General features: G+C 66.1%; 17 protein-coding genes. 7 read left to right on the top strand and 10 right to left on the bottom strand.

The features are described 5' to 3' along the window. Positions 1-51: 51 nt before the first annotated feature. The 10 genes from QZ258_RS02410 to QZ258_RS02370 form a co-directional block, all read right to left on the bottom strand. A complete protein-coding gene (locus QZ258_RS02410; RefSeq protein ID WP_294178690.1) occupies positions 52-2,589 on the bottom strand; it encodes a cation-translocating P-type ATPase in 2,538 nt (845 codons plus the stop codon). Positions 2,590-2,617: 28 nt separating this feature from the next. Beyond that, complete coding sequence (locus QZ258_RS02405) at positions 2,618-4,114, bottom strand: multicopper oxidase family protein (RefSeq protein ID WP_294178688.1); 1,497 nt, start codon at positions 4,112-4,114, stop codon at positions 2,618-2,620. An 89-nt stretch (positions 4,115-4,203) separates the two neighbouring features. Continuing rightward, positions 4,204-5,421 (bottom strand): M23 family metallopeptidase, encoded by a 1,218-nt coding sequence (locus QZ258_RS02400; RefSeq protein ID WP_294178686.1) that lies wholly within the window; start codon positions 5,419-5,421, stop codon positions 4,204-4,206. Then, positions 5,409-6,281: a F510_1955 family glycosylhydrolase gene (locus tag QZ258_RS02395; RefSeq protein ID WP_294178684.1), complete on the bottom strand. Its 873-nt coding sequence runs from the start codon at positions 6,279-6,281 to the stop codon at positions 5,409-5,411. Before QZ258_RS02395 ends, QZ258_RS02400 begins: the two co-directional genes overlap by 13 nt. 162 nt (positions 6,282-6,443) lie before the next feature. Further along, positions 6,444-7,046 (bottom strand): DUF305 domain-containing protein, encoded by a 603-nt coding sequence (locus QZ258_RS02390; protein WP_363181855.1) that lies wholly within the window; start codon positions 7,044-7,046, stop codon positions 6,444-6,446. Between the two features lie 87 nt (positions 7,047-7,133). Further along, positions 7,134-7,574 (bottom strand): DUF6153 family protein, encoded by a 441-nt coding sequence (locus QZ258_RS12380; protein ID WP_363181853.1) that lies wholly within the window; start codon positions 7,572-7,574, stop codon positions 7,134-7,136. 102 nt (positions 7,575-7,676) lie between these two features. Further along, on the bottom strand, positions 7,677-8,006 hold the full coding sequence (locus tag QZ258_RS02385; protein WP_294178682.1) for a metal-sensitive transcriptional regulator: 330 nt from the start codon (positions 8,004-8,006) through the stop codon (positions 7,677-7,679). Next, positions 7,984-10,725, bottom strand: coding sequence for a heavy metal translocating P-type ATPase (locus QZ258_RS02380; RefSeq protein ID WP_294178680.1), 2,742 nt, complete (start codon positions 10,723-10,725; stop codon positions 7,984-7,986). Before QZ258_RS02380 ends, QZ258_RS02385 begins: the two co-directional genes overlap by 23 nt. Positions 10,726-10,931: 206 nt before the next feature. Next, the gene (locus QZ258_RS02375; protein ID WP_294178678.1) at positions 10,932-11,399 is read right to left on the bottom strand and encodes a DUF1003 domain-containing protein; all 468 of its coding nucleotides are present in this window, start codon (positions 11,397-11,399) and stop codon (positions 10,932-10,934) included. 329 nt (positions 11,400-11,728) lie between these two features. Next, complete coding sequence (locus tag QZ258_RS02370) at positions 11,729-13,189, bottom strand: hypothetical protein (RefSeq protein WP_294178676.1); 1,461 nt, start codon at positions 13,187-13,189, stop codon at positions 11,729-11,731. A 197-nt stretch (positions 13,190-13,386) separates the two neighbouring features. Between QZ258_RS02370 and QZ258_RS02365 the strand changes: the two genes are divergently transcribed. From QZ258_RS02365 to QZ258_RS02335, 7 genes are all read left to right on the top strand, one after another. Continuing rightward, a complete protein-coding gene (locus QZ258_RS02365) occupies positions 13,387-13,818 on the top strand; it encodes a hypothetical protein (RefSeq protein ID WP_294178675.1) in 432 nt (143 codons plus the stop codon). Positions 13,819-14,229: 411 nt separating this feature from the next. Then, positions 14,230-14,766 (top strand): TlpA disulfide reductase family protein, encoded by a 537-nt coding sequence (locus QZ258_RS02360; protein ID WP_294178674.1) that lies wholly within the window; start codon positions 14,230-14,232, stop codon positions 14,764-14,766. Further along, positions 14,763-15,644: a prolipoprotein diacylglyceryl transferase gene (gene lgt, locus QZ258_RS02355; protein ID WP_294178672.1), complete on the top strand. Its 882-nt coding sequence runs from the start codon at positions 14,763-14,765 to the stop codon at positions 15,642-15,644. The genes QZ258_RS02360 and lgt overlap by 4 nt, the downstream gene beginning before the upstream one ends. Next, positions 15,641-17,293, top strand: a complete 1,653-nt coding sequence (locus tag QZ258_RS02350) for a cytochrome c biogenesis protein ResB (RefSeq protein WP_294178671.1) — start codon at positions 15,641-15,643, stop codon at positions 17,291-17,293. Before lgt ends, QZ258_RS02350 begins: the two co-directional genes overlap by 4 nt. Continuing rightward, positions 17,290-18,234 carry a c-type cytochrome biogenesis protein CcsB gene (gene ccsB / locus QZ258_RS02345; protein WP_294178669.1) on the top strand — a complete coding sequence of 315 codons (945 nt, stop codon included), beginning with the start codon at positions 17,290-17,292 and terminating at the stop codon, positions 18,232-18,234. Before QZ258_RS02350 ends, ccsB begins: the two co-directional genes overlap by 4 nt. A 36-nt stretch (positions 18,235-18,270) precedes the next feature. After that, positions 18,271-18,540, top strand: a complete 270-nt coding sequence (locus tag QZ258_RS02340) for a hypothetical protein (protein ID WP_294178667.1) — start codon at positions 18,271-18,273, stop codon at positions 18,538-18,540. After that, positions 18,537-19,196 carry a DUF3105 domain-containing protein gene (locus tag QZ258_RS02335; protein ID WP_294178665.1) on the top strand — a complete coding sequence of 220 codons (660 nt, stop codon included), beginning with the start codon at positions 18,537-18,539 and terminating at the stop codon, positions 19,194-19,196. Before QZ258_RS02340 ends, QZ258_RS02335 begins: the two co-directional genes overlap by 4 nt. The last annotated feature ends 11 nt before the right edge of the window (positions 19,197-19,207 follow it).

Raw genomic sequence — 19,207 nt, 5'->3', positions numbered from 1 at the left:
AGCGCCTTCTCTGTGTGGATCTGCGTGGGATCGAACGATCGCGGGCCGCCGCTACCGAGCCCCGCTGGGCACGGGTACCGGCTCGGGGCTGGTCGCCGCCGCGGGCGCGGCCTGGGCGGGCAGCCGGAGTCGCTTCAGCAACAGGGCGTTCACGGCGACGATCACGCTCGAGCCGGACATGGAGATCGCGGCGATCTCCGGGCTGAGCATGAGGCCCAGCGAGGGGAAGAACACTCCGGCCGCGATGGGCAGGGCGATGACGTTATAGCCGATGGCCCAGCCTAGGTTCTGCCGCATCTTCCGCAGCGTTCCCTTCCCGATCCGCAGGGCGACCGCGACATCCAGTGGGTCGGAACGCATCAACACCACATCGGCGGTCTCGATCGCAACATCCGTGCCGGCGCCGATGGCGATGCCGAGGTCGGCTTGGGCGAGCGCGGGGGCGTCGTTGACGCCATCACCGACCATCGCCACCTTCTTCCCGGCCTGCCGCAGCTCGGCGATCTTGGTACTCTTGTCCTCAGGGAGCACCTCGGCGATCACCGTGTCGATGCCCAGCAGGGACGCGATGCGTTCGGCGGTGGGCTGGTTGTCGCCGGTGAGCATGACCACCTCGATGCCGGTCTCGTGGAGGGCGTCGATAGCGGCTTTCGCGGTCTCGCGGGGGGCGTCCGCGAGAGCAATGACCCCGGATGCGTCCCCGTCGACGGCGAACATGATCGCCGTGCGGCCGCTTTCCGCGAGGGACTTTTGGGCTGCTTCAACCGGGGTGATGTCGATGCCCTCCTGCGCCATCAGGCGTGTGTTGCCCAGGACCACCGTCCGACCGTCAACGGTGGCGATTGCGCCTTTCCCGGCGACGTTTCGGAATGCGGACGCGGTGCGGCGTGGGATGTTCCGGGCGTCGGCGTAGGCGACGATCGCCTTCGCGAGGGGGTGCTCCGACTCCCGCTCGACGGCGGCCACCAGCGAGAGCAACTCAAGGTCGTCCTCGCCGACGGGTAGGTAGTCGGTGACTTCAGGTGCTCCCTTGGTGAGGGTGCCGGTCTTGTCGAGGACGACCGTATCGATGTGGGCAGCGGATTCAATCCCGGCGGCATTCTTGAACAGCACTCCCCGTTTGGCGCCAAGCCCGGTGCCGACCATGATCGCGGTGGGTGTGGCGAGTCCGAGCGCGTCGGGGCAGGTGATGACGACGACGGTGATCGCGAACAGGATCGCGGTCGGCACGGGAGCGCCGGTCAGCCACCAGACCAGGAAGGTCGCGCTGCCGCCGATCAGGGCAACCAGCACGAGCCAGAACGCGGCGCGGTCCGCGAGCCTCTGACCGGGGGCTTTGGAATTCTGCGCCTCCTGCACCAGCTTGACGATCTGCGCCAACGCGGTGTCGGCACCGACCTTGCTGGCACGAACCCGGAGCGTGCCGACGGTGTTCACGGTCGCGCCGATGACCGTCGACCCAGGGGCCTTCTCTACCGGCATGCTTTCGCCGGTGACCATCGACTCGTCGACCTCGGACTCGCCGTCTTCGACATCCCCATCGGTGGGGACCTTCGCACCGGGGCGCACGAGCATCAGATCACCCGGGACGACCTCGGAGGTGGATACCTCGAACTCCTGCCCGTCACGGATGACGACGGCGCGCGCCGGGGCGAGTTCCAACAGGCGGCGGATCGCATCGTTCGCCCCGCCGCGGGCGCGCATCTCCACCCAGTGACCGAGCAGCACGAACGTCGCCAGCACTGTCGCAGCTTCGTAGAACACCTCGCCACCGCCGGTGAGGGTGACGATGAGGCTGTAGAGCCACCCGGCGCCGACGCCGACCGCAACGAGCACCATCATGTCGAGGGTCCGCGCCCGCAGGGCTCGGAAGGCACCGTCGAAGAAGATCCAGGCCGCGTAGAAGATCACCGGCAGGGACAGGATCAGGGAGAACACGTCATCCCGCAACCCGAACGGCGCCGGCACCGTGAACCCGAACACCTCTCGCCCGATCGGGGAGAACAGTGTGATCGGGATCGACAAAATCAGCGCGACCAGAAACCGGTTGCGCATGTCGCGGATCATCGAGGCCATCGACATTCCTGCATGGCTGCCTCCGTGACCCATCACATCCTGTGCGCTCCGCGGTGGTGTGCCATGGTCTCCATGACCCGAGTGGTCGTCGCGGTCAGCCGCAGTCGGTGTGTGGCCGTGCGCGTCGGGTTCGGCCTTTGCGCCGTGATCCGCATGCTCGGAGTGGTCAGGCTTCGGGGCCGTTGCGAGCGGATGTCCAGCCGACGGTGACCGATCCGGGGCCGGGTGCATGTGCTCGCCGCCGTGCGATGCCGCGTCGGGGTCGTGGGAGGGATCGCAGATGTGGTTCGGGACGGATTGGCCGGCGCAGTGATATCCGCACTCGATGATCCACTGGCGCAAGTGGGCCTGGGATGTCAGTTCGGGATCGTAGGAGACGTTCGCCGTCTGCGAGACCGGGTTGGCCTCCACCGCGATCACACCCGGCTGACGCAACAGGGTGGCTTCCACGATGACCTTCGAGGACGCCCACTGCACGCCGGACACTTCAAGGACGACAGTTCGTGTGTTCATCGTTCGTGGCCTCTTCGTTCTCGTGATCTCAAGTGGTCTGGTAACCGAGGATGGTCATCATCCCGGTCTCGGCGTGGTAGATGTTGTGGCAGTGCGCCGCCCAGAGGCCCGGGTTGTCGGCGTCGAACTCCACTGTCAGAGATTTGCGCGGGAGCACGATCGAGGTGTCTTTCCGGGGCCCGCCGCCTGCGTGCTGGTAGGTATGGCCGTGCAGGTGGAAGGGATGCCACATCTCGGTGGTGTTCTCGATGCGCAGTCGTACCCGCTCGCCTTGTCTCACCCCGAGTGCGCCTTCGAGGGGGTTGGCTGGGTCGAATCGGCGACCGTTGATCGCCCAGTCGTAGGCCATCATCGAACCTGAGAGCTTCGCCGTCAGCTCGCGATCGACCGGGCGGCTCGGGAATGCGACACCCGGGTCGGCCGCGAGCGCGTCGGCCGTGAGAATCGACCTCGTCATCTCCGGAATCGTGGCGGAGGGGCGCGGCGTCTCGCCGGATCCGGTGCGGACGATCGCGAAGGCCGTCTCACCCTTGCCCTCCGCGGCGGCGGCGAGGGGGAACACGCCGTCCCCGAGGGTGACGAGCACGTCGTAGCGTTCGCCCATGCCGATCAGGATCGCGTCGGTATCGACCGGGGTCACTGGGAACCCGTCGCTATGGGTAACGGTGAGCCGGTGACCGCCGAGCGCCACCCGGAATGCAGTGTCGCTGCCGGCGTTGATGATCCTGATCCGCACCCGCGTACCGGGGGCGCTCGTGAACGTCTCCGGGTCGGCGGGAGGGCGGCCGTTGATCAGGTAATGCGGGTAGAAGACATCCCCGGCGTCCCCGCCGAGCAGATCAGAGCGGGCGCCCATGAGCATGTGGCCGCCCGATCCGCCCATCATCCCCATCATCCCGTCGCGGAGCTCCTCGAGCACCTCGTCGGGGGTTCCGGTCACTCCGTCGAGCCAGTCGTCGAGGACGACCACCCATTCGTCGTCGTAGACCAACGGCTCGTTCGGATCTTCGACGATGAGCGCTCCGTAGAGACCGCGATCCAATTGCGGCCCGACGTGCGGATGGAACCAGTAGGTTCCGGGCTGCGCGGCGACGAACTCGTAGCTGAAATCCTCACCCGCTCCGATCGGCGCCTGGGTTGCGCCGGGAACGCCGTCCATGTCGTTCCGCAGCGCCAGGCCGTGCCAGTGCACGGAGGTGTCGGCTGGGAGCTGATTGCGCACATTCGCGAGCAAGGTGTCGCCTGCCGACAGCCGGATCGTCGGCGCGGGCACCGACCCGAAGCTCCAGGTGTCCGCCGTGGTGCCGGCGAGATCGACTTGGGTCGGAGCTGCGACGAGGTCGACACGGGTGACTCGCCCAGTGCCTCCGCGGGCCGATTCTGCTTGTTGCACCGCGGTCCCGGTCGGGGAGACGAAGCGGGGTGGCGTCGTGCACGAAGCCAGGGCGATCGCGGCGAGGGTGCCGGTGCCGACCGCGAGGAATCCCCGCCTGGTCAGGCTCGCGTATTGGATCTCGGAATGCATATCGGTTCTCGTCTCTTCGGTCGGTCCTCAACCGATCTTTGTCGCGTGGGCGTCGATCGGCCAGAGGCGAAAGTCCTACGCCCGCCGGGTCAGCCGAGCGTGATCCCCTGGTTGCGCATGAAGGGCACGGGATCGACGACTTTGCCTCCGACGCGGACAATGAAGTGCAGGTGGCATCCCGTCGAAGCACCCGTCGTGCCGACCTTGGCGATCGGCTGACCCGGAGAGACCTCTTGGCCGATTCGAACGCCGATCCCGCCTGCTTGAATGTGCGAGTAACCGGACCCGGTGCCGTCGCCATGGTCGATGGCGACGTAGTAGCCCCAGCTCCCGGACCAACCGGCGTAGGTGACGGTACCGGCATGCGCGGCGCGAATCGTCGCGCCGCAGCCCATGCCGGCGAGGTCGACACCCGTATGAAGTTGGTAGACCCCGGTCGCTGGGTTGACGCGCATCCCGAACATGCTCGAGATGTAGCCGCCGACGGGTCGAGCCCATCCGGATTGGCTGATTTCGCCTGCGGCACCATCGCCCCACTGGGCTGCAAGTCCCTCGTTATAGTCGGCAACCGTTTGCTCGCGGACGCCTTCGAGGTACTCGATTCGCGCACGCATCTCGGCAATGTCTTTCTCGGTCTGCTCGAGCTTTGCGGCGGCCTCTTCGGCGGCGGCTTGCGCCACTTGGAAGGCTTGCTCGGCGGCGACCTTCAGCTCATCGAGGAGCGTTTGCGCCACCTCGGCTTGGTCGGCTAGCGCTTGAGCGCGGTTACGCAACTCAAGTGCCTTCTGGTAGATGTCGGCGTACCGGTCGCCGATGACCCGACTGATCTCGAGTCGATCGAGGAGGGAATCCGCGTTCCCGGGTGCGAACCATAGACGGGAGGTCACGTCGCTTGAGCCGTTCTTGCTCATTTCGGCGATGACCTGCGCGGCCACAGCGTAGGCCGCATCGGATTCTTCCTGCGCGGCAGCCGTCTGATCGAGTAACGCCTGCGTCACTACCTGCTGGTCGTCAAAACGCTGCTGTGTCTCGGCGTACACTTCCCCCTTGGCATCGGCCTCGCTCTGAGTCGTCTGAGCTTCGGCTTGGAGTGCTGAGAGAGATTGCTCGAGTTGCTGTTTGAGCGTTTTCGCCGCGGCCTCGTTCTGGCGAGCCGCGACCACCTGTTCCCAGCTCGGATACTCCTGGCCGACTAGTGCCGATACCGGCGAGGGCACCAGCGCGCTCACCGCCAGCAGGAAGGCTACGGTCACGCCGCCCGCGCCCAGACGCAGTCGGGTCGCCGCTCGGCGCGTCAGCTTGTCCACAGCAGGTCCCAGGTGCGCCCGTCGTCGTCCGACGCTGAGATGCCGCGGTCGTCGGCGACGATCAGTCGTCCGCTCGCCGGCAGGACGAGCATCGCTTGGGGCGTTCCGGAAACCTGGCCCCCGGCACTCCACGTTCCGTCAGCCTGGCTCTGGATCCAGACGGTTCCTCCGGTATCGATACCGACGAGGCCTCCTTGTCCCGTTCCTCCGTCGACGAGCAGATAGAGCGGAGGCGAGTCCGCTACCAGGTCGAACGTCGCGCCCGCGTCGCGGCTCACCATAAGACCCTCCGGCGTGGTGGCGAACAGGGTCTCAGCGTCGCCGGCAGGACTGAGGATGTCGCGTGCTCCGATCGTTGCGAGGCTCGTCCAGGAGACGCCTCCATCGTCGCTCCGCTCCACGGCGGAACCGGCAAGCCCATAGATCCTGCTGATCCGAGATTCGCTGATTGAGAGGTCGTGGAAGTCGGTCGACCCAGTCAGTGAGACATTGGACCAATTCACACCACCGTCCTCCGAGCGGATCAGCCCAAGGTTGGGGCTCCCGAACGTGCCGGGAGTTGTGGGGCCCGGATGACCCGATGCGTAGGCCACCTCGCCGACGAGCGTGAACCCCATCGCATCGATGTCGAGCCCGCCGGTCGGCCCGGTGACGGCCGCCGGCGTCTCGCGGATGTCGAGCCGGTAGATGCCGCCGTGCGTGGCGACGACGAGCGCATCCTGTCCTGGGTCGAAAGCGAACCCGTGGATGTGCGCGAGCGCCGCCGGAGCGACCTCTTGAGGCGATGCGGCCGCGCACCCAGCGAGCGCCAAGACGGCGACCAGAGCCGACGCTGTCTTGGAGAGCCGCGCGGGCTTCATGCGTGGCCCATCGAAGGGACGGTGACAACTGCGATCGCCAGGATGATGACGAGGAACGTCATCAGGACGAACGCGGCTGCAACAAGGCGTGTGCTCATGGGAGTCATCTCAGGAGATGTGAGGGGTCAGGGGGCAGTCGCGTGCGGCCGCCCCCTGACGGACTCACAGCTGCGCGAGAAGCTCCTGCATCTCGGCGATCTCCGCGGTCTGGTCGTCGATGATCGTCTGCGCGAGGTCGAGCGCGGCAGGGTTCTCGCCGTTGTCCAGCTCCTGTTGAGCCATCTCGATGGCGCCCGTGTGGTGCTGCACCATCTGCTCGAGGAACAGTCTCGACGCTTCCGGACCGGTCGCGGCTTCGAGCGCGGCCATGTCGTCGTCCGACATCAAGCCCGCGCCGCTATGGTCCATTCCTTCCATCTCGCCCAGGTTGGGGTCCACCCCCCACGCCTCCAGCCAGGAGTTCATGAGGTCGATTTCAGGTTGCTGAGCGGCAAGAATTCGCTCAGCAATGGCGACGACTCTAGGATCCACGCCCTCCTTGTCGAGCACCATCGCTGCCATCGAGAGAGCCTGTTCGTGGTGAGGGATCATGCCCGTCACAAACATCTCATCTGCGGCGTTGAAGGTAGTGTCGACAGACTCCGCGGAGGGGTCAGCGCCGGTCCCGTCGTCCATCCCTGCCATGCCGGCGTTGGAACACCCGGCGAGCACGAGTGCGATCGCGAGCGCCGCTGAAGCGATTGCTGCGGTGCGAAACTTCATCATGGTTGCTTTCTTTCAGTCGAGTTGATCGGATTCGGACGCGCGAATGCGCGCGAGGGCAGCGCCTGCGCGATGGCAGGCTGCGCCGAATCAGGTTCGACTGATTGAGAGCGAGATCAGAGAGGGCGGGGTTGGTACAGCGGCGCGCAGCGCGGAGAGCAGCGTTCGGCCCTCAGTCCGGAAGTTCGCCAACCACCGCGAGATGGACGGCGCAGCCCCGAATACCAGTGAGACGAAGAGGAGAGCGAGCAAACATGTCATGAGGGCCATGGTGTGCGTCGGCTCGCAGGCAGACGTGTCGCAGCCACCCGAAGTCGCGGGCGGTTCTGGAGAGCGCGCGGTCTCACCCGCTTGGTGCTCCATCGGCGATATCGCAGCAGCAGGGGTGTGGGTCGATTCGTCAAGGCTGAACGTGTGCATCACCAGGAGGCCGATGACGACCGAGGCAACGCCGAGGAGACTCAGCAACACCGTCCGCACCGCCGCGTTACGCGGGTGCGCGACCGATCGAATCGCTGAGAAAGGCACCATTCCATTCCTTAGGGTAGATGCGTTTCTGTCAGATCGCCTGAAGCTGACGCGCGTCGCCCTACGACATCGACGACCGGCCGTCGCCCACCGGGCGTCGGCTGCTTAGGATCGCACGAGTCGCGCGATAGCTGCGGTGGCCTCGCGTAGCTTCTCCTCCGCGACCGGGCCCCCCTGTGCGGTGGCTTCGGCAACGCAGTGCGCGAGGTGATCTTCTAGGAGCGCAAGGGCCACCGCTTCGAGTGCCTTGGTGGTAGCGGCGACCTGAGTCAGCACGTCGATGCAGTACGTGTCACCGTCGATCATTTTCGCCACCCCACGGACCTGACCTTCGACCTTCCGAAGTCGAGTCAGCAGAGCATCCTTGTTGCCGAGGTATCCGTGCGCACTGTGATCCTCTGTCGGCGCGTGTTCAGTGTGCATGCGGGTGGCCATAACGGTGCGGGTCCGCGTCGAAGGTGTTGGCGCAGCCGGTGGAGCAGAAGTAGAAAGTCGTGCCGTCGTGTTCGCGGGTCGTGGCGGCCGTCTTCGGGTCGATCTTCATGCCGCAGACCGGGTCGGTGACGAGGGTGGTGTCGTCGGACGTGTGCTCGGTGTGGTGTGCCATGGAATGGTCCTCATCTTCTTGCTGATTGCCGATCTCGACCACCGGGTTGGTGGTCGATGCCGCGGTCGGGGTGGCCGCGGGCTTGGGGGTGAACCGGCGGAGCCGGCTGGAGTTGGTGACGACGGATAGCGATGACAGGGCCATCGCGAGGGCGGCGATCATCGGGCTGAGCAGCAACCCGAAGGCTGGGTAGAGCACGCCGGCCGCGAGAGGGATACCGACCACGTTGTATCCGAACGCGAACAGCAGGTTCTGCCGGATGTTGCGCATGGTGGCGCGGGATAGGTCGATCGCTGTCACGAGGCCGCCCAGGTTGCCGGAGATCAGGGTGATGTCGGAGGCTTCGATCGCCACGTCGGTGCCGGTGCCGATCGCTGAGCCGACGTCCGCCTGAGCCAATGCCGGCGCGTCGTTGATCCCGTCACCGACCATCCCGACGATCCGGCCTTCCGCTTGCAGGCGCCGGACTTCGCGGGCCTTGTGCTCAGGCATGACTTCCGCGACCACTCGTCCGATGCCGACCTGACGGGCGATCGCCGCGGCGGTTGCGCGGTTGTCTCCGGTCATCATGACGACATCGATCCCTCGCGCGGCCAAATCGGCGATCGCGGCGATCGAGCCGTCCTTGATCGTGTCCGCTACGCCGACGACGCCGGCCGGACGCCCGTCGACGGCGGCAAGCATGGGGGTCTTGCCGTCACCGGCCAGCGCCTCCACACTCGCCGTCAGACTCGAGGCGTCGATGCCGGCCGCGGTCAGCAGCCTGGTGTTGCCCACGAGCACGGTCCTGCCATCCACTTGAGCGCGCACGCCCTGACCGGTGATCGATTCGAACGTGCTCGACCGCAGGCTGCTGAAGCCACGATCCTCGGCTGCCGCGACGATCGCGGTCGCCAACGGGTGCTCCGAGTCGCGCTCGGCGGCGGCGATCAGCGCGAGCAACTCGTCGCCGTCGAATCCGTCGGCAGGGAGCACGTCGGTCAGGGTCGGGGTGCCGTTGGTGATGGTGCCCGTCTTGTCCAGCACGACGGTGTTGACCCTGTGGGCGGTCTCGAGTGCCTCGGCGGAGCGGATCAGGATGCCGTTGCCTGCTGCCTTGCCGGCGGCGACGGTGATCGACAGGGGTGTGGCCAGCCCGAGTGCACAGGGGCACGCGATGATCAGCACGGCGACCGCAGCAACGAGGGCATACACGCCCGCGGGTGGCGGGCCGACCAACCACCAGACGGCGAACGTCCAGATCGCGATCGCGATGACCACCGGTACGAAGTAGCTGGAGACCTTGTCGGCCAGCCGTTGGATCGGCGCCTTGGAGCCCTGTGCCTCGCGGACCAGCCTGATGATCTGCGCAAGCATCGTGTCCGCACCGACCTTGATCGCGGCGTAGCGGAACGAGCCGGTCTGGTTGATCGTGGCCCCGATCACCGTATCGCCGACGGACTTGACGACGGGGATCGGCTCTCCGGTGATCATCGCTTCATCGACCGCCGAGCTGCCTTCTGTCACCTGTCCATCGACCGGGAGCTTCTCTCCGGGACGGATCACCAGAATGTCACCGACCGCGACTTCGCCGACCGGGATCTCCAGCTCGCTGTCGCCACGGACCACGCGCGCTGTGCGCGGCTGCAAACCGATCAGGGTTCGGATCGCCTCGCCCGTGCCGGCCTTGGCCCTGGTCTCCAGGAGCCTGCCGAGCAGGATCAGGGTCAAGATGACGCCCACCGCTTCGAAGTAGACGCCGCGGGCATCGGCGGGCAGCACCCAGGGGATGAAGGCGGCCACCAGGCTGAACCCGTATGCGGCGATCGTGCCCAGCGTGATGAGCGAGTTCATCTCGGCCTGCCGGTTGGCCAGTGCCAACCATCCAGTGCGGTGGATCGGCCACCCCGTGTAGAACATCACCGGGGTAATCAGGAGGAACTGGAACCACGGTGCAAGCAGCAGCGGCGGCACCCACGAAGCCCCGAAAACGTCATGAGCCATCACCGCGAGGAACACCGGCAACGTCAGCACGGCGCCGACGATCACCCGTCGGCTGAGGTCGGCGATCTCCTTGGCGTGCTCGGCCGCTTCCTGGGCACCGTCATCCTCCACGGCGTCGTCGACGGACTCGGTGGGGCCCGTCTCGAGGATCGTGGGTGCCTCGAGCACCGCTGTCGCGGTGCGGTCTGCATCGATGGACGCCGGCACGACTCTGACGGTGCCGTGCAGCATGTTCATCCCGCACGCGAAGCCGAAATCACCGACCTCGCCCGGCACGAACTCCACGGCGGTGGTCGCGTAGGCGGGCAGGCCCTGGTTCACCTTGAACTCCGGCAACACGACTCGAGACGAGCACTCGCCCGTCTCCTGCCGGTCGAACAGCAGTCGCGTCCGGACACCCTGCACGACCTCGACGACGCTCGGCGAGTAGCCACCCCTCACTGTGATCGTCTGGACCTGCAGATCGCCCTCGACGGCCGCACGCTTCGAAGCGCGCGGGGCGAAGAAGTACCACGCCAACAGGCTCGTCAGCAGTACAGCTACGACCACGATCAAAACACTCACGGCGTTACTCCTTCGTCTCGGTCGGCGACGCGGCGCCACACCTCATCCAAGACTATACCCTCTGGGGGTATAAGCGTGGAGTGACGCGAGTCATTCCGGTTAGCTTTGGGAGATATCTGTCCGAGCGCATGAGCGAGACCTCGCGGAGAAGAGGTCGCCGCCGCGTCGTCGACAGGACCAGTCGTCTGCGGGTGACTGACGGATTTTCAGCGCGACAGCTCGGCACCTGAGGCGACATTGGCAGTTGCGACGACGGGAGCGCCAATCGAGCGAGAGGTTGTGTGGAGATCGCGGAGGATCTCAAGCTGCGCCCGATTGATCTCCATCAGCTCCTCGATCTCGCGCCGAGCGGCGACGTTGGTCTCGTAGTCGTGCTGGGCGAGCGCCGCCGCGATGGCATCCTGACGTTTCGCGGCGATGAGGAGGATCGCGCCCTGGAGGCCGGCGATCATGCTCAGCACGAGGTTGAGCAGGATGAAGGGATACGGGTCCCAGCCGGTCCAGACAGTGTTGGCCGTCGCCCAGGCGATCATGATGACCCAGAAGCCCGCCACGAAAGTCCAGGAGCCCATGCCGTTGCGCATCCAATCGGCGGCGAGTCGCCCACGGGTGAGCTTCTCCTGGTGATCGCTGTGCCAGTTCGCGAGCGGGCGGCCGGGCGTGATGTCGTCCATGAGATCGAGTGTCGACGTGACGAGGGAGGGTCGCGAAAGTCTTAGGTCCCGTCACCGCTCATGATCGCGGTCAGATCGCGGCGCACTCGGGGGGTGTTCGCGGAGTGTTCCGCTGACTTCGGCGACGTGGTTCAGCCGCGCGGCGCCCCCGTTTGTCAGCAGGATCTCGGCGCCTCGGCCGCCGGCCTCGAGGTGATCGCAGGGGCTGACGGATGCCGTGGGTTTCGATCCGGTCCCCGTCGGCACCCTGCGCTAAAGCCTCGTGATGCAGCCGGAAGTCCGCTGTTCGGTGCGAACGTCTCTGCGGATGAGATCCGGCACACTCTGGATCAGCTCACGGTCGCCCGATGGCGGGCGACCGACACTCCGGCCCACACCAACAGGCCGGCGCCGAGTGCCAGAAGTAGCGCGCCTAGAGTGATCTGCCCGGGTGGTGGGGAGCCCGCATCCGCCACCGGTTCGTACAGGTCGCGGCGCTCACTCACGGTCGAGGTGAGCGTCTGGTCGACGGGCAGCCACACCTCGAGGGTCCGCCCCCCTTCGGCGAACTGGGCGTACACGAACCACAGGCCAGGTTCCGGCAGCAGCACCGACCCCGAGAAGCTGCCGACGCGCTCAACGTCTGCCGCCAGCGAGCCCTCGATGGACTCCCCGGCTCGACGTGCCACGACTCGGACCGGAGCCGTGCTCTCCGCGGTATCCGACGCCAGGTCGGTGACGGACACCTCTATGAGGCCGGTTCCGTCTCCGGAGACCGCAATCGTCGCGGTCCCGAACGAGGCCCCTTGCCCCGGGTCGTGGGCCTGGGCGGGCGACGGCTCGGGTGCGGCCACCAGCGACACCACCAGGACGAGCCCGGCAAGACCCGCTCCCACGATCCCGCGCCGCCCCACCACCAGCAGCACGGCACCTCCGGCGAGGACCGCTCCGACGACCACCAGCGACTGGGCGACGGTAACAAGTCCCACGCTGCTGAGGCCGGTGGCGGATGCGACGACCTGCAAGGCACTGATCGCCAGTGCCGCCAAGAGCCACCGCCACGCCCCGCCGCGCATCGTGAGGACGAACAGCCCCAGCAGAGCCAGGGGTGCATCCGGCGCAATCCAGCCCACGGCCCCGAGCGCGACCAGCACGATCACCCGAAACGCGAGGTATCCGGCGACAGCGGCCGGTAGCGCGCGCCGGTCGCCCGTCAGTGCGAGGATCACCCAGCCCGAACCCAGTGCGGTGGCAATCAGCAACGGCAGGTAGAGCACCTCGGCGAACTGGGGGACGTCGGTGTCGAACTCCATGATCACGATCTGAGACGCCCCGAGGAGGGCGGCACCGAGCGCGGCGCGCGCCACCAGCCCGGCGCGAGCATCCAACCCGATCAGCAGCGCCGCCAACAGTACGATCGTGGCGATGACGGAGAGCAGGTGGGGAGGCGACCAGAGCACGGCGTCACGACCGAATGCCGTGTGCCAGAACGCGTCTGCCGGAGCAGCGACCACCGTTGCCGCGGCCGCCGATGCGGCGAGTGCGAAACCCGGGGCGCGCAGGAGGGCGCGAAGCGAGCGCTCGTGCCACAGCACCCGCACTCCCCAAATTGCGAGCACCAGCCCCACGAACACGATGGACGAGTAGAGCAGCAGATGCGGGGGAATCAGGGCGCTGTCACGACCGAGCGTGGTGTGCCAGGCATCGTCCCAATAGGCGGAGAAGAGGCCGGCACCGGCTGCGATCGCAGCGGCCACGGCCTCCCGGCCGCGCAGTCCAGGGTCCGTGATGCGACGGTCAGACGTGGACAAGATGTCCTCCTTAGTTCGAAGTGGGGCCGTCGACGGTCAGAAGTGTCCCCCACATTCCCTAGAGGGGTATGGCCCGGCCCGGGGAACCCGGAACTCGATTGGAGCCGCGGACTTGCAAGCATGTGACCGCCTAGCTCGAGCGAATGGCGGCCCGGCTATACTTCTTCCTGAATCGACTAGAGGCCAGGGAGGTGCGGATGACAAGCGTGACGAGCCGCGCACCCCATCGCGCCTGGCGTCGGCTGGTGATCGGCCTGGTTGGCGTTGCTGCACTCCTCGTCTGTCTTCTTGCCATGAATCATGGCGCAGGCGTCAGCGCGAGCGGACCCGGCAAAGTGGCCGCCGTTCAAACGGTGCAGTCCCCTGAGCAAGTCATGACCTCGGTCCTGAATCGAGGCGCGACCCCGCTGAGCAGCGAAGGATGTGGTGTGGCCTGCGCGCCGCATGAGGTAGTCGCCGTGGCGTGCATGCTCGTCTTGCTGGTTACGGTGGTACTCCTCGCCGCTGACCTGATCCTGACCCGCCGGATTTTCCTCCGTCAGATCCTTGTCACTCTCGTAGCCAAGGCGGCTACGCTCGCGCCGCCCGCGCCGCCCTCTCTTTACGTACTCTCGATCAGCCGAATCTGATTCTTCGCTGCACTGTCAGCCACAGGACGTGCGGTGTCCATGGTGACGTGCATCGGTCGATGCCTCGCTGATTGAGCGATTATGCGTCTCGTCCGCACGGGCTCGCCCCGTTCCGTGCTTCGCGGCCCTTCGTGCTGCCCACGGGTTGACCGCTTCCGCCTTGACGAGCATTCCGTCCTTGACCTGCGGGCGTTCGCGTCCGAGAGAGTGAATCTTGAGTTACTCCGACTCCCATATCGGCTCCTATCCCCGTCGCCGCGATCTTCACCGACCCAGCGCGACCGCTGTACATCCCTACCCCTGGTTGACAGAGGGGGTCGGATCGTGACGATGCGCCCACTCTCAGCGGCTACCCCTGCTCGACGGACACGGGCGGGGGTCCTCCTCTTAGCAGGTGCTGCCCTCGCGGCGGTGCTGACCGGTTGCGCGTCCGAATCCACCGACCTCAGCGATGCCGGCGGCGACTACATCACTGGTACCGGAACCATCACCGAGATCCCCCGTACCGAGCGGGGAGCCCGGATCTCGTTCTCGGGCGAGCTCGACACTGGCGGCACGGCGGACTCGGACGACTGGCTCGGGTCGGTCGTCGTCGTCAACTTCTGGTACGCCGCCTGCCCACCCTGCCGCGCAGAAGCCCCTGATCTGGAGTCCCTGTATCAGCAGTTCCTTCCGGACGGCGTCGTGTTCATCGGTGTCGATGTGCGTGACGAGGCAGCCACGGCACTCGCCTTCGCCGAAACCTTCGGAATCACCTACCCCTCGATCCTGGACACCCGGGGCGGAGAGGTTCAGCTCGCGTTCGCGGGTGAGATCGCCCCGAACGCGGTGCCGACGACGATCGTCCTCGATCGCGACGGGCGCGTGGCCTCACGCATCATCGGGCAGATACCCGATCGATCGGTGCTTGAGACGCTGATCGAAGACGTGATTGGAGAAGAAGGATGACCTTTCCGCAATTGACCGCCTCGATCCCGAGCCCGGACATCAGCTACATCGATCTCGGCCCGTTTCGGTTGCACTTCTACGCAATCTTCATCCTTATCGGCGTCGTCCTCGCGGTGCTCTTGACCGGACGGCGCATCAGTGCCAGCGGGTTCAAGGGTGGCGACGCAATCGACATCGCGTTGTGGGCGGTCCCGTTCGGAATCGTCGGCGCACGCCTCTATCACGTCGTCACCCATCCCGGTGACTACTTCTATCCCGGCGCCGATCTGCTCAAGGTCCTCTACGTCTGGGAGGGGGGCATTGCGATTTTCGGCGCGGTCGTCTTCGGCCTCGTCGGCATCTGGATCGGTGCGCGCCGGACCAAGATCCCGTTCCTGGTCTTCCTCGACGCGCTGGCTCCCGGGATGTTGATCGCGCAGGCGGTCGGCCGCATCGGCAACTACTTCAACCAGGAACTCTTCGGGTCGCCCACGACCCTCCCCTGGGGTCTGCAGATCGACCCCAGTCGCCCGGCCTTTCCCGCAGGCTTCCCAGAAGACACCCTGTTCCACCCGCTGTTTCTCTACGAGCTTCTCTGGAATCTGGTGGGCGCCGCGACGATCTTGTTGGTCGAACGCGCCGTCTTCCGCGATCGCAGGCCCCGTCCCGGCACGGGCCTCAGCCTGGGTCTCTACCTCGTGTGGTACGGCATCGGTCGCGCGTGGTTCGAATGGTTGCGCCTGGACCCGACCGAACTCCTGGTGGCGGGAGTGAAGATCAACCTGCTCACGGCGCTTGCGGCGGCGGTGGTCGGCATACTCATCATCGTCAACGCTCGGCGAGTCGAAAGGCGCCGCGTACCCGAGCCCAACGGTGAGCTCGCTGCGGAGGGCTTATGACTCGGACCGACGACGCGCGGGCGAGTGGGATTGTCCGGCAGGACCGACCCGTCGACCACGTCGACCAGTTTGAAGAAGCCATCCGCACCCCGCGGCTCGGGCCATCAGGATGGGCGCGCTGGGCGTGGCGGCAACTGACCTCAATGCGCACGGCGCTGCTACTGCTATTGCTGCTCGCCCTGGCAGCCGTTCCTGGATCACTGGTCCCTCAGCGCAGCGCCGACCCCAATGGCGTCGTCCAGTACTTCGCCCGAGACCGGGCCACCGCCGAGGTGCTCGACTGGTTCCAACTCTTCGACGTCTACTCCTCGGTGTGGTTCTCCGCCATCTACCTGCTTCTCTTTCTCTCGCTCATCGGATGCCTCGTGCCGCGAATCCGTCATCATCTGACTGCGATCCGGTCGGCGCCACCGCTGACCCCGAAGAACCTCGGCCGGCTTCCGGCGCATCGGGTGGACGTCGTCGACGACGCGACCGTGGCGCGGGCGATCGAGGAGGCAGAACGCGAACTCCGCTCCTCGCGTTACCGCGTGGTCCGAGTCGACGAGGGGCAGGGTCGACTCAGCCTGGCGGCGGAACGCGGGTACCTCCGCGAGACAGGCAATCTCGTTTTTCACCTCGCGTTGATGGGGATGCTCGTCACGGTCGCGATCGGCGGAGGCTTCAAGTACATCGGTCAGCGCGTCCTCGTGGAGGGGCAGACCTTCGTCAATTCCCGGTTGGCGTTCGACAGCTTCGACGCGGGGCGGTTCGTCTCGGACGATTCTCTTGCCCCCTTCTCTCTGACGCTCGACCGTTTCACGGTCAGCTACGTCACCGACAACGTCAACGCCCTTGGTCTTGCCAGTTCCTTCATCGCGGATGTCACGATCGATGGTCAGGGCAGCGACTCGCGCAAGAGCGCGACGATCGAGGTGAACAGCCCGCTGTCGGTGGCGGGATCGGAGGTCTACCTGCTGGGCAACGGGTACGCGCCGCTCATCACTGTCCGCGACCCGAGTGGGACCGTTGTCTTCAGCGACACGGTGCCGTTCCTGCCGCAGGATTCCAACCTCACGAGTCTCGGAGTCGTGAAGGTTCCCGACGGACTCACCCGGCAAGTCGGCATGATCGGGTTCTTCTACCCGACCCGAGCCACCACCTCTTCGGGCGCTTCGTACTCGAGCTACCCCGACCTCGTCTTTCCTGTGCTCACCCTCAACGTCTACGTCGGCGACCTGGGGTTGGACGCTGGGAACCCCAAATCGGTCTACCAGCTCGACACCTCCGCCATGACGGAAGTCGCGGGCGGCGAGTCGGGCGTGTCGGCTCTCGAACTCACACCAGGCTCACGGGCCGACTTGCCGGGCGGGCTCGGCACCGTCGAGCTCGAGGAGATCCCTCGATTCGCCTCGTTCGATATCGCCCACGACCCCACACAGATTCCGGCTCTGGCTACTTCGATCGCCGCCCTCGTCGGCTTGGGCCTGTCGCTCTTCGTCTCCCGGCGACGGATCTGGATCCGAGCGACGCAGCTCCGTGGCGACATTCACTTGGAGTACGGCGGCCTCGCTCGGGGCGACGATCCGCGGCTACTCCCGGCTGTCGAGAGCCTCGCCCGACGCGTCTCCGACCGCCTGACCCCGACGACACCAAAGGAACCCGCATGACCTCCCAGCTCGACCCGATCTCGCTCGTCCTGACCTATTCGGCGATCGCCGTCTACGTCGCTGCGTTCCTCAGTTACGTCTTCGCGCTCGCCGGACGCGCCACCAACGTGAGCAAACAACTGGTGAGCGTCGGAGGGGCGACCGTCATTCAACATGGTGAAGAAGCCCAACCGGAAATGGCACGCGCCGGTCGCGCGACGAAAGTCGGCTACGCCCTCACCTTGCTCGGCTGGGTTCTGCATCTTGCGGCGGTCGTTGCCCGAGGCGTCGCGGGCGAACGGGTGCCCTGGGCCAATATGTTCGAGTTCTCCCTCACCGGAACAGCCTTCATCATTGCGGTGTTCCTCGTGGTGTCCCGCCGCACCCGCGTCGTCGTTCTCGGCCCGGTGGTCGTCGGACTCGTGATCCTCCTCCTCGGGGTCGCGACGGTGGCGTTCTACGTGCCCGTGATCCCCTTGCCGCCGGCATTGGAATCCGCCTGGCTCGTCATCCACGTGCTGGTCGCCCTCCTGGCGACAGCATTTTTCGGAATCGCGGCCGTACTGAGCATCATCCAGCTCGTCAAAGCCCGCCATGAGAAGCGAAGCGCCCTCACCTTCCGCTCCGCGAGGCTGTTGGAAGCGATCCCCGCGGCGGAATATCTCGACCGCCTCGCTTACCGGCTGACGATCGTCGGGTTCACGCTCTGGACATTCACCCTGATGGCCGGCGCGATCTGGGCGGGACGAGCCTGGGGGCGCTACTGGGGCTGGGACGTCAAGGAGGTATGGACCTTCGTCATCTGGGTCGTATACGCCGCCTACGTCCACGCGAAAGCCACCCGCGGATGGGAGGGCAACCGCGCCGCATGGCTGTCCATCGCCGGCTTCGCGGCAGTGCTCTTCAACTTCGGAATCGTCAACGTCTTCTTCACCGGCCTGCACTCCTACTCCGGCCTGTGACGCCCCCAATCACCAACCGAAGAAAGGGAAACCCCAGTGGTCACCAAGGAAGTAGCTGAAAGCACACCGAACGAGTTCGAACGCAGTTGGAGGATTCATCGCCGACTCGTGCGCATCGGACAAGTCCTCATGATCGTCGGGGCCATCGTCGCCGCGACTCATTGGCTGGCCCATCTCGAGGCATTCGGGCCCGGGCAACCCCCAGGTTGGCTCGATCTCGCGGCCGGATACCCCACGGGTGTTCTGCTTCTGGTGGCCGGAGCGATCATGGCCGGCCGGAAGCGGCCATCCAAGCCGATCCGATGAATCAGGTCCCGACTTCGAGCAGCATCAACCTCACGGTCAAGCAGCGCCGGGCGGCCAAGCGCGAGGAGAAGCTCGCGAAGTTCCGTCGACAGCAGCAGCGGAGCCGCCGCAACCGGCGGATCGCCGCGATCTCGATACCGGTCGGGGTGCTCGCTGTCGTAGCGGCCATCGTCCTGCCCGCGATCCTGATTCCGAAACCGCCGAGTTACGAGGCCGGAGGGTCGGGAGCCGTGATCGAGGGGGTGTCGACCTTCGAGAACGCCGCCATTCACGTCGAGACACCGGTCACCTACAGCGAGACGCCGCCTGCGGGTGGGGACCACAGTCCGACTTGGTTGAACTGCGGCGTCTATAACCAGCCCGTCCCGGAGGAGAACGCGGTCCACTCACTTGAGCATGGCGCGATCTGGGCGACCTACGACCCCTCGCTGGACGCGGGTCAACTGGGCGTGCTTCGTTCCAAGTTGCCGACCACCCATGTGATCCTCTCGCCGTACGATGAACTCACCGTGCCGATCGTGCTCAGCGGATGGAACGTCCAGCTAGAGCTCGAGAGCGCTGATGACTCTCGAATCCAGGAGTTCATCGAGGAGTACTGGCAGGCCGAGAACGCTCCGGAACCCGGCGCATCGTGTACCGGCGGAGTCGACGGATGATCTCGATACGC

It is taken from the genome of uncultured Schumannella sp., assembly GCF_905479755.1.
GTDB lineage: Bacteria > Actinomycetota > Actinomycetes > Actinomycetales > Microbacteriaceae > DCRR01.
Note: the sequence above shows the minus strand (reverse complement) of the source record. Positions and strands in the feature narration are given on the sequence as shown.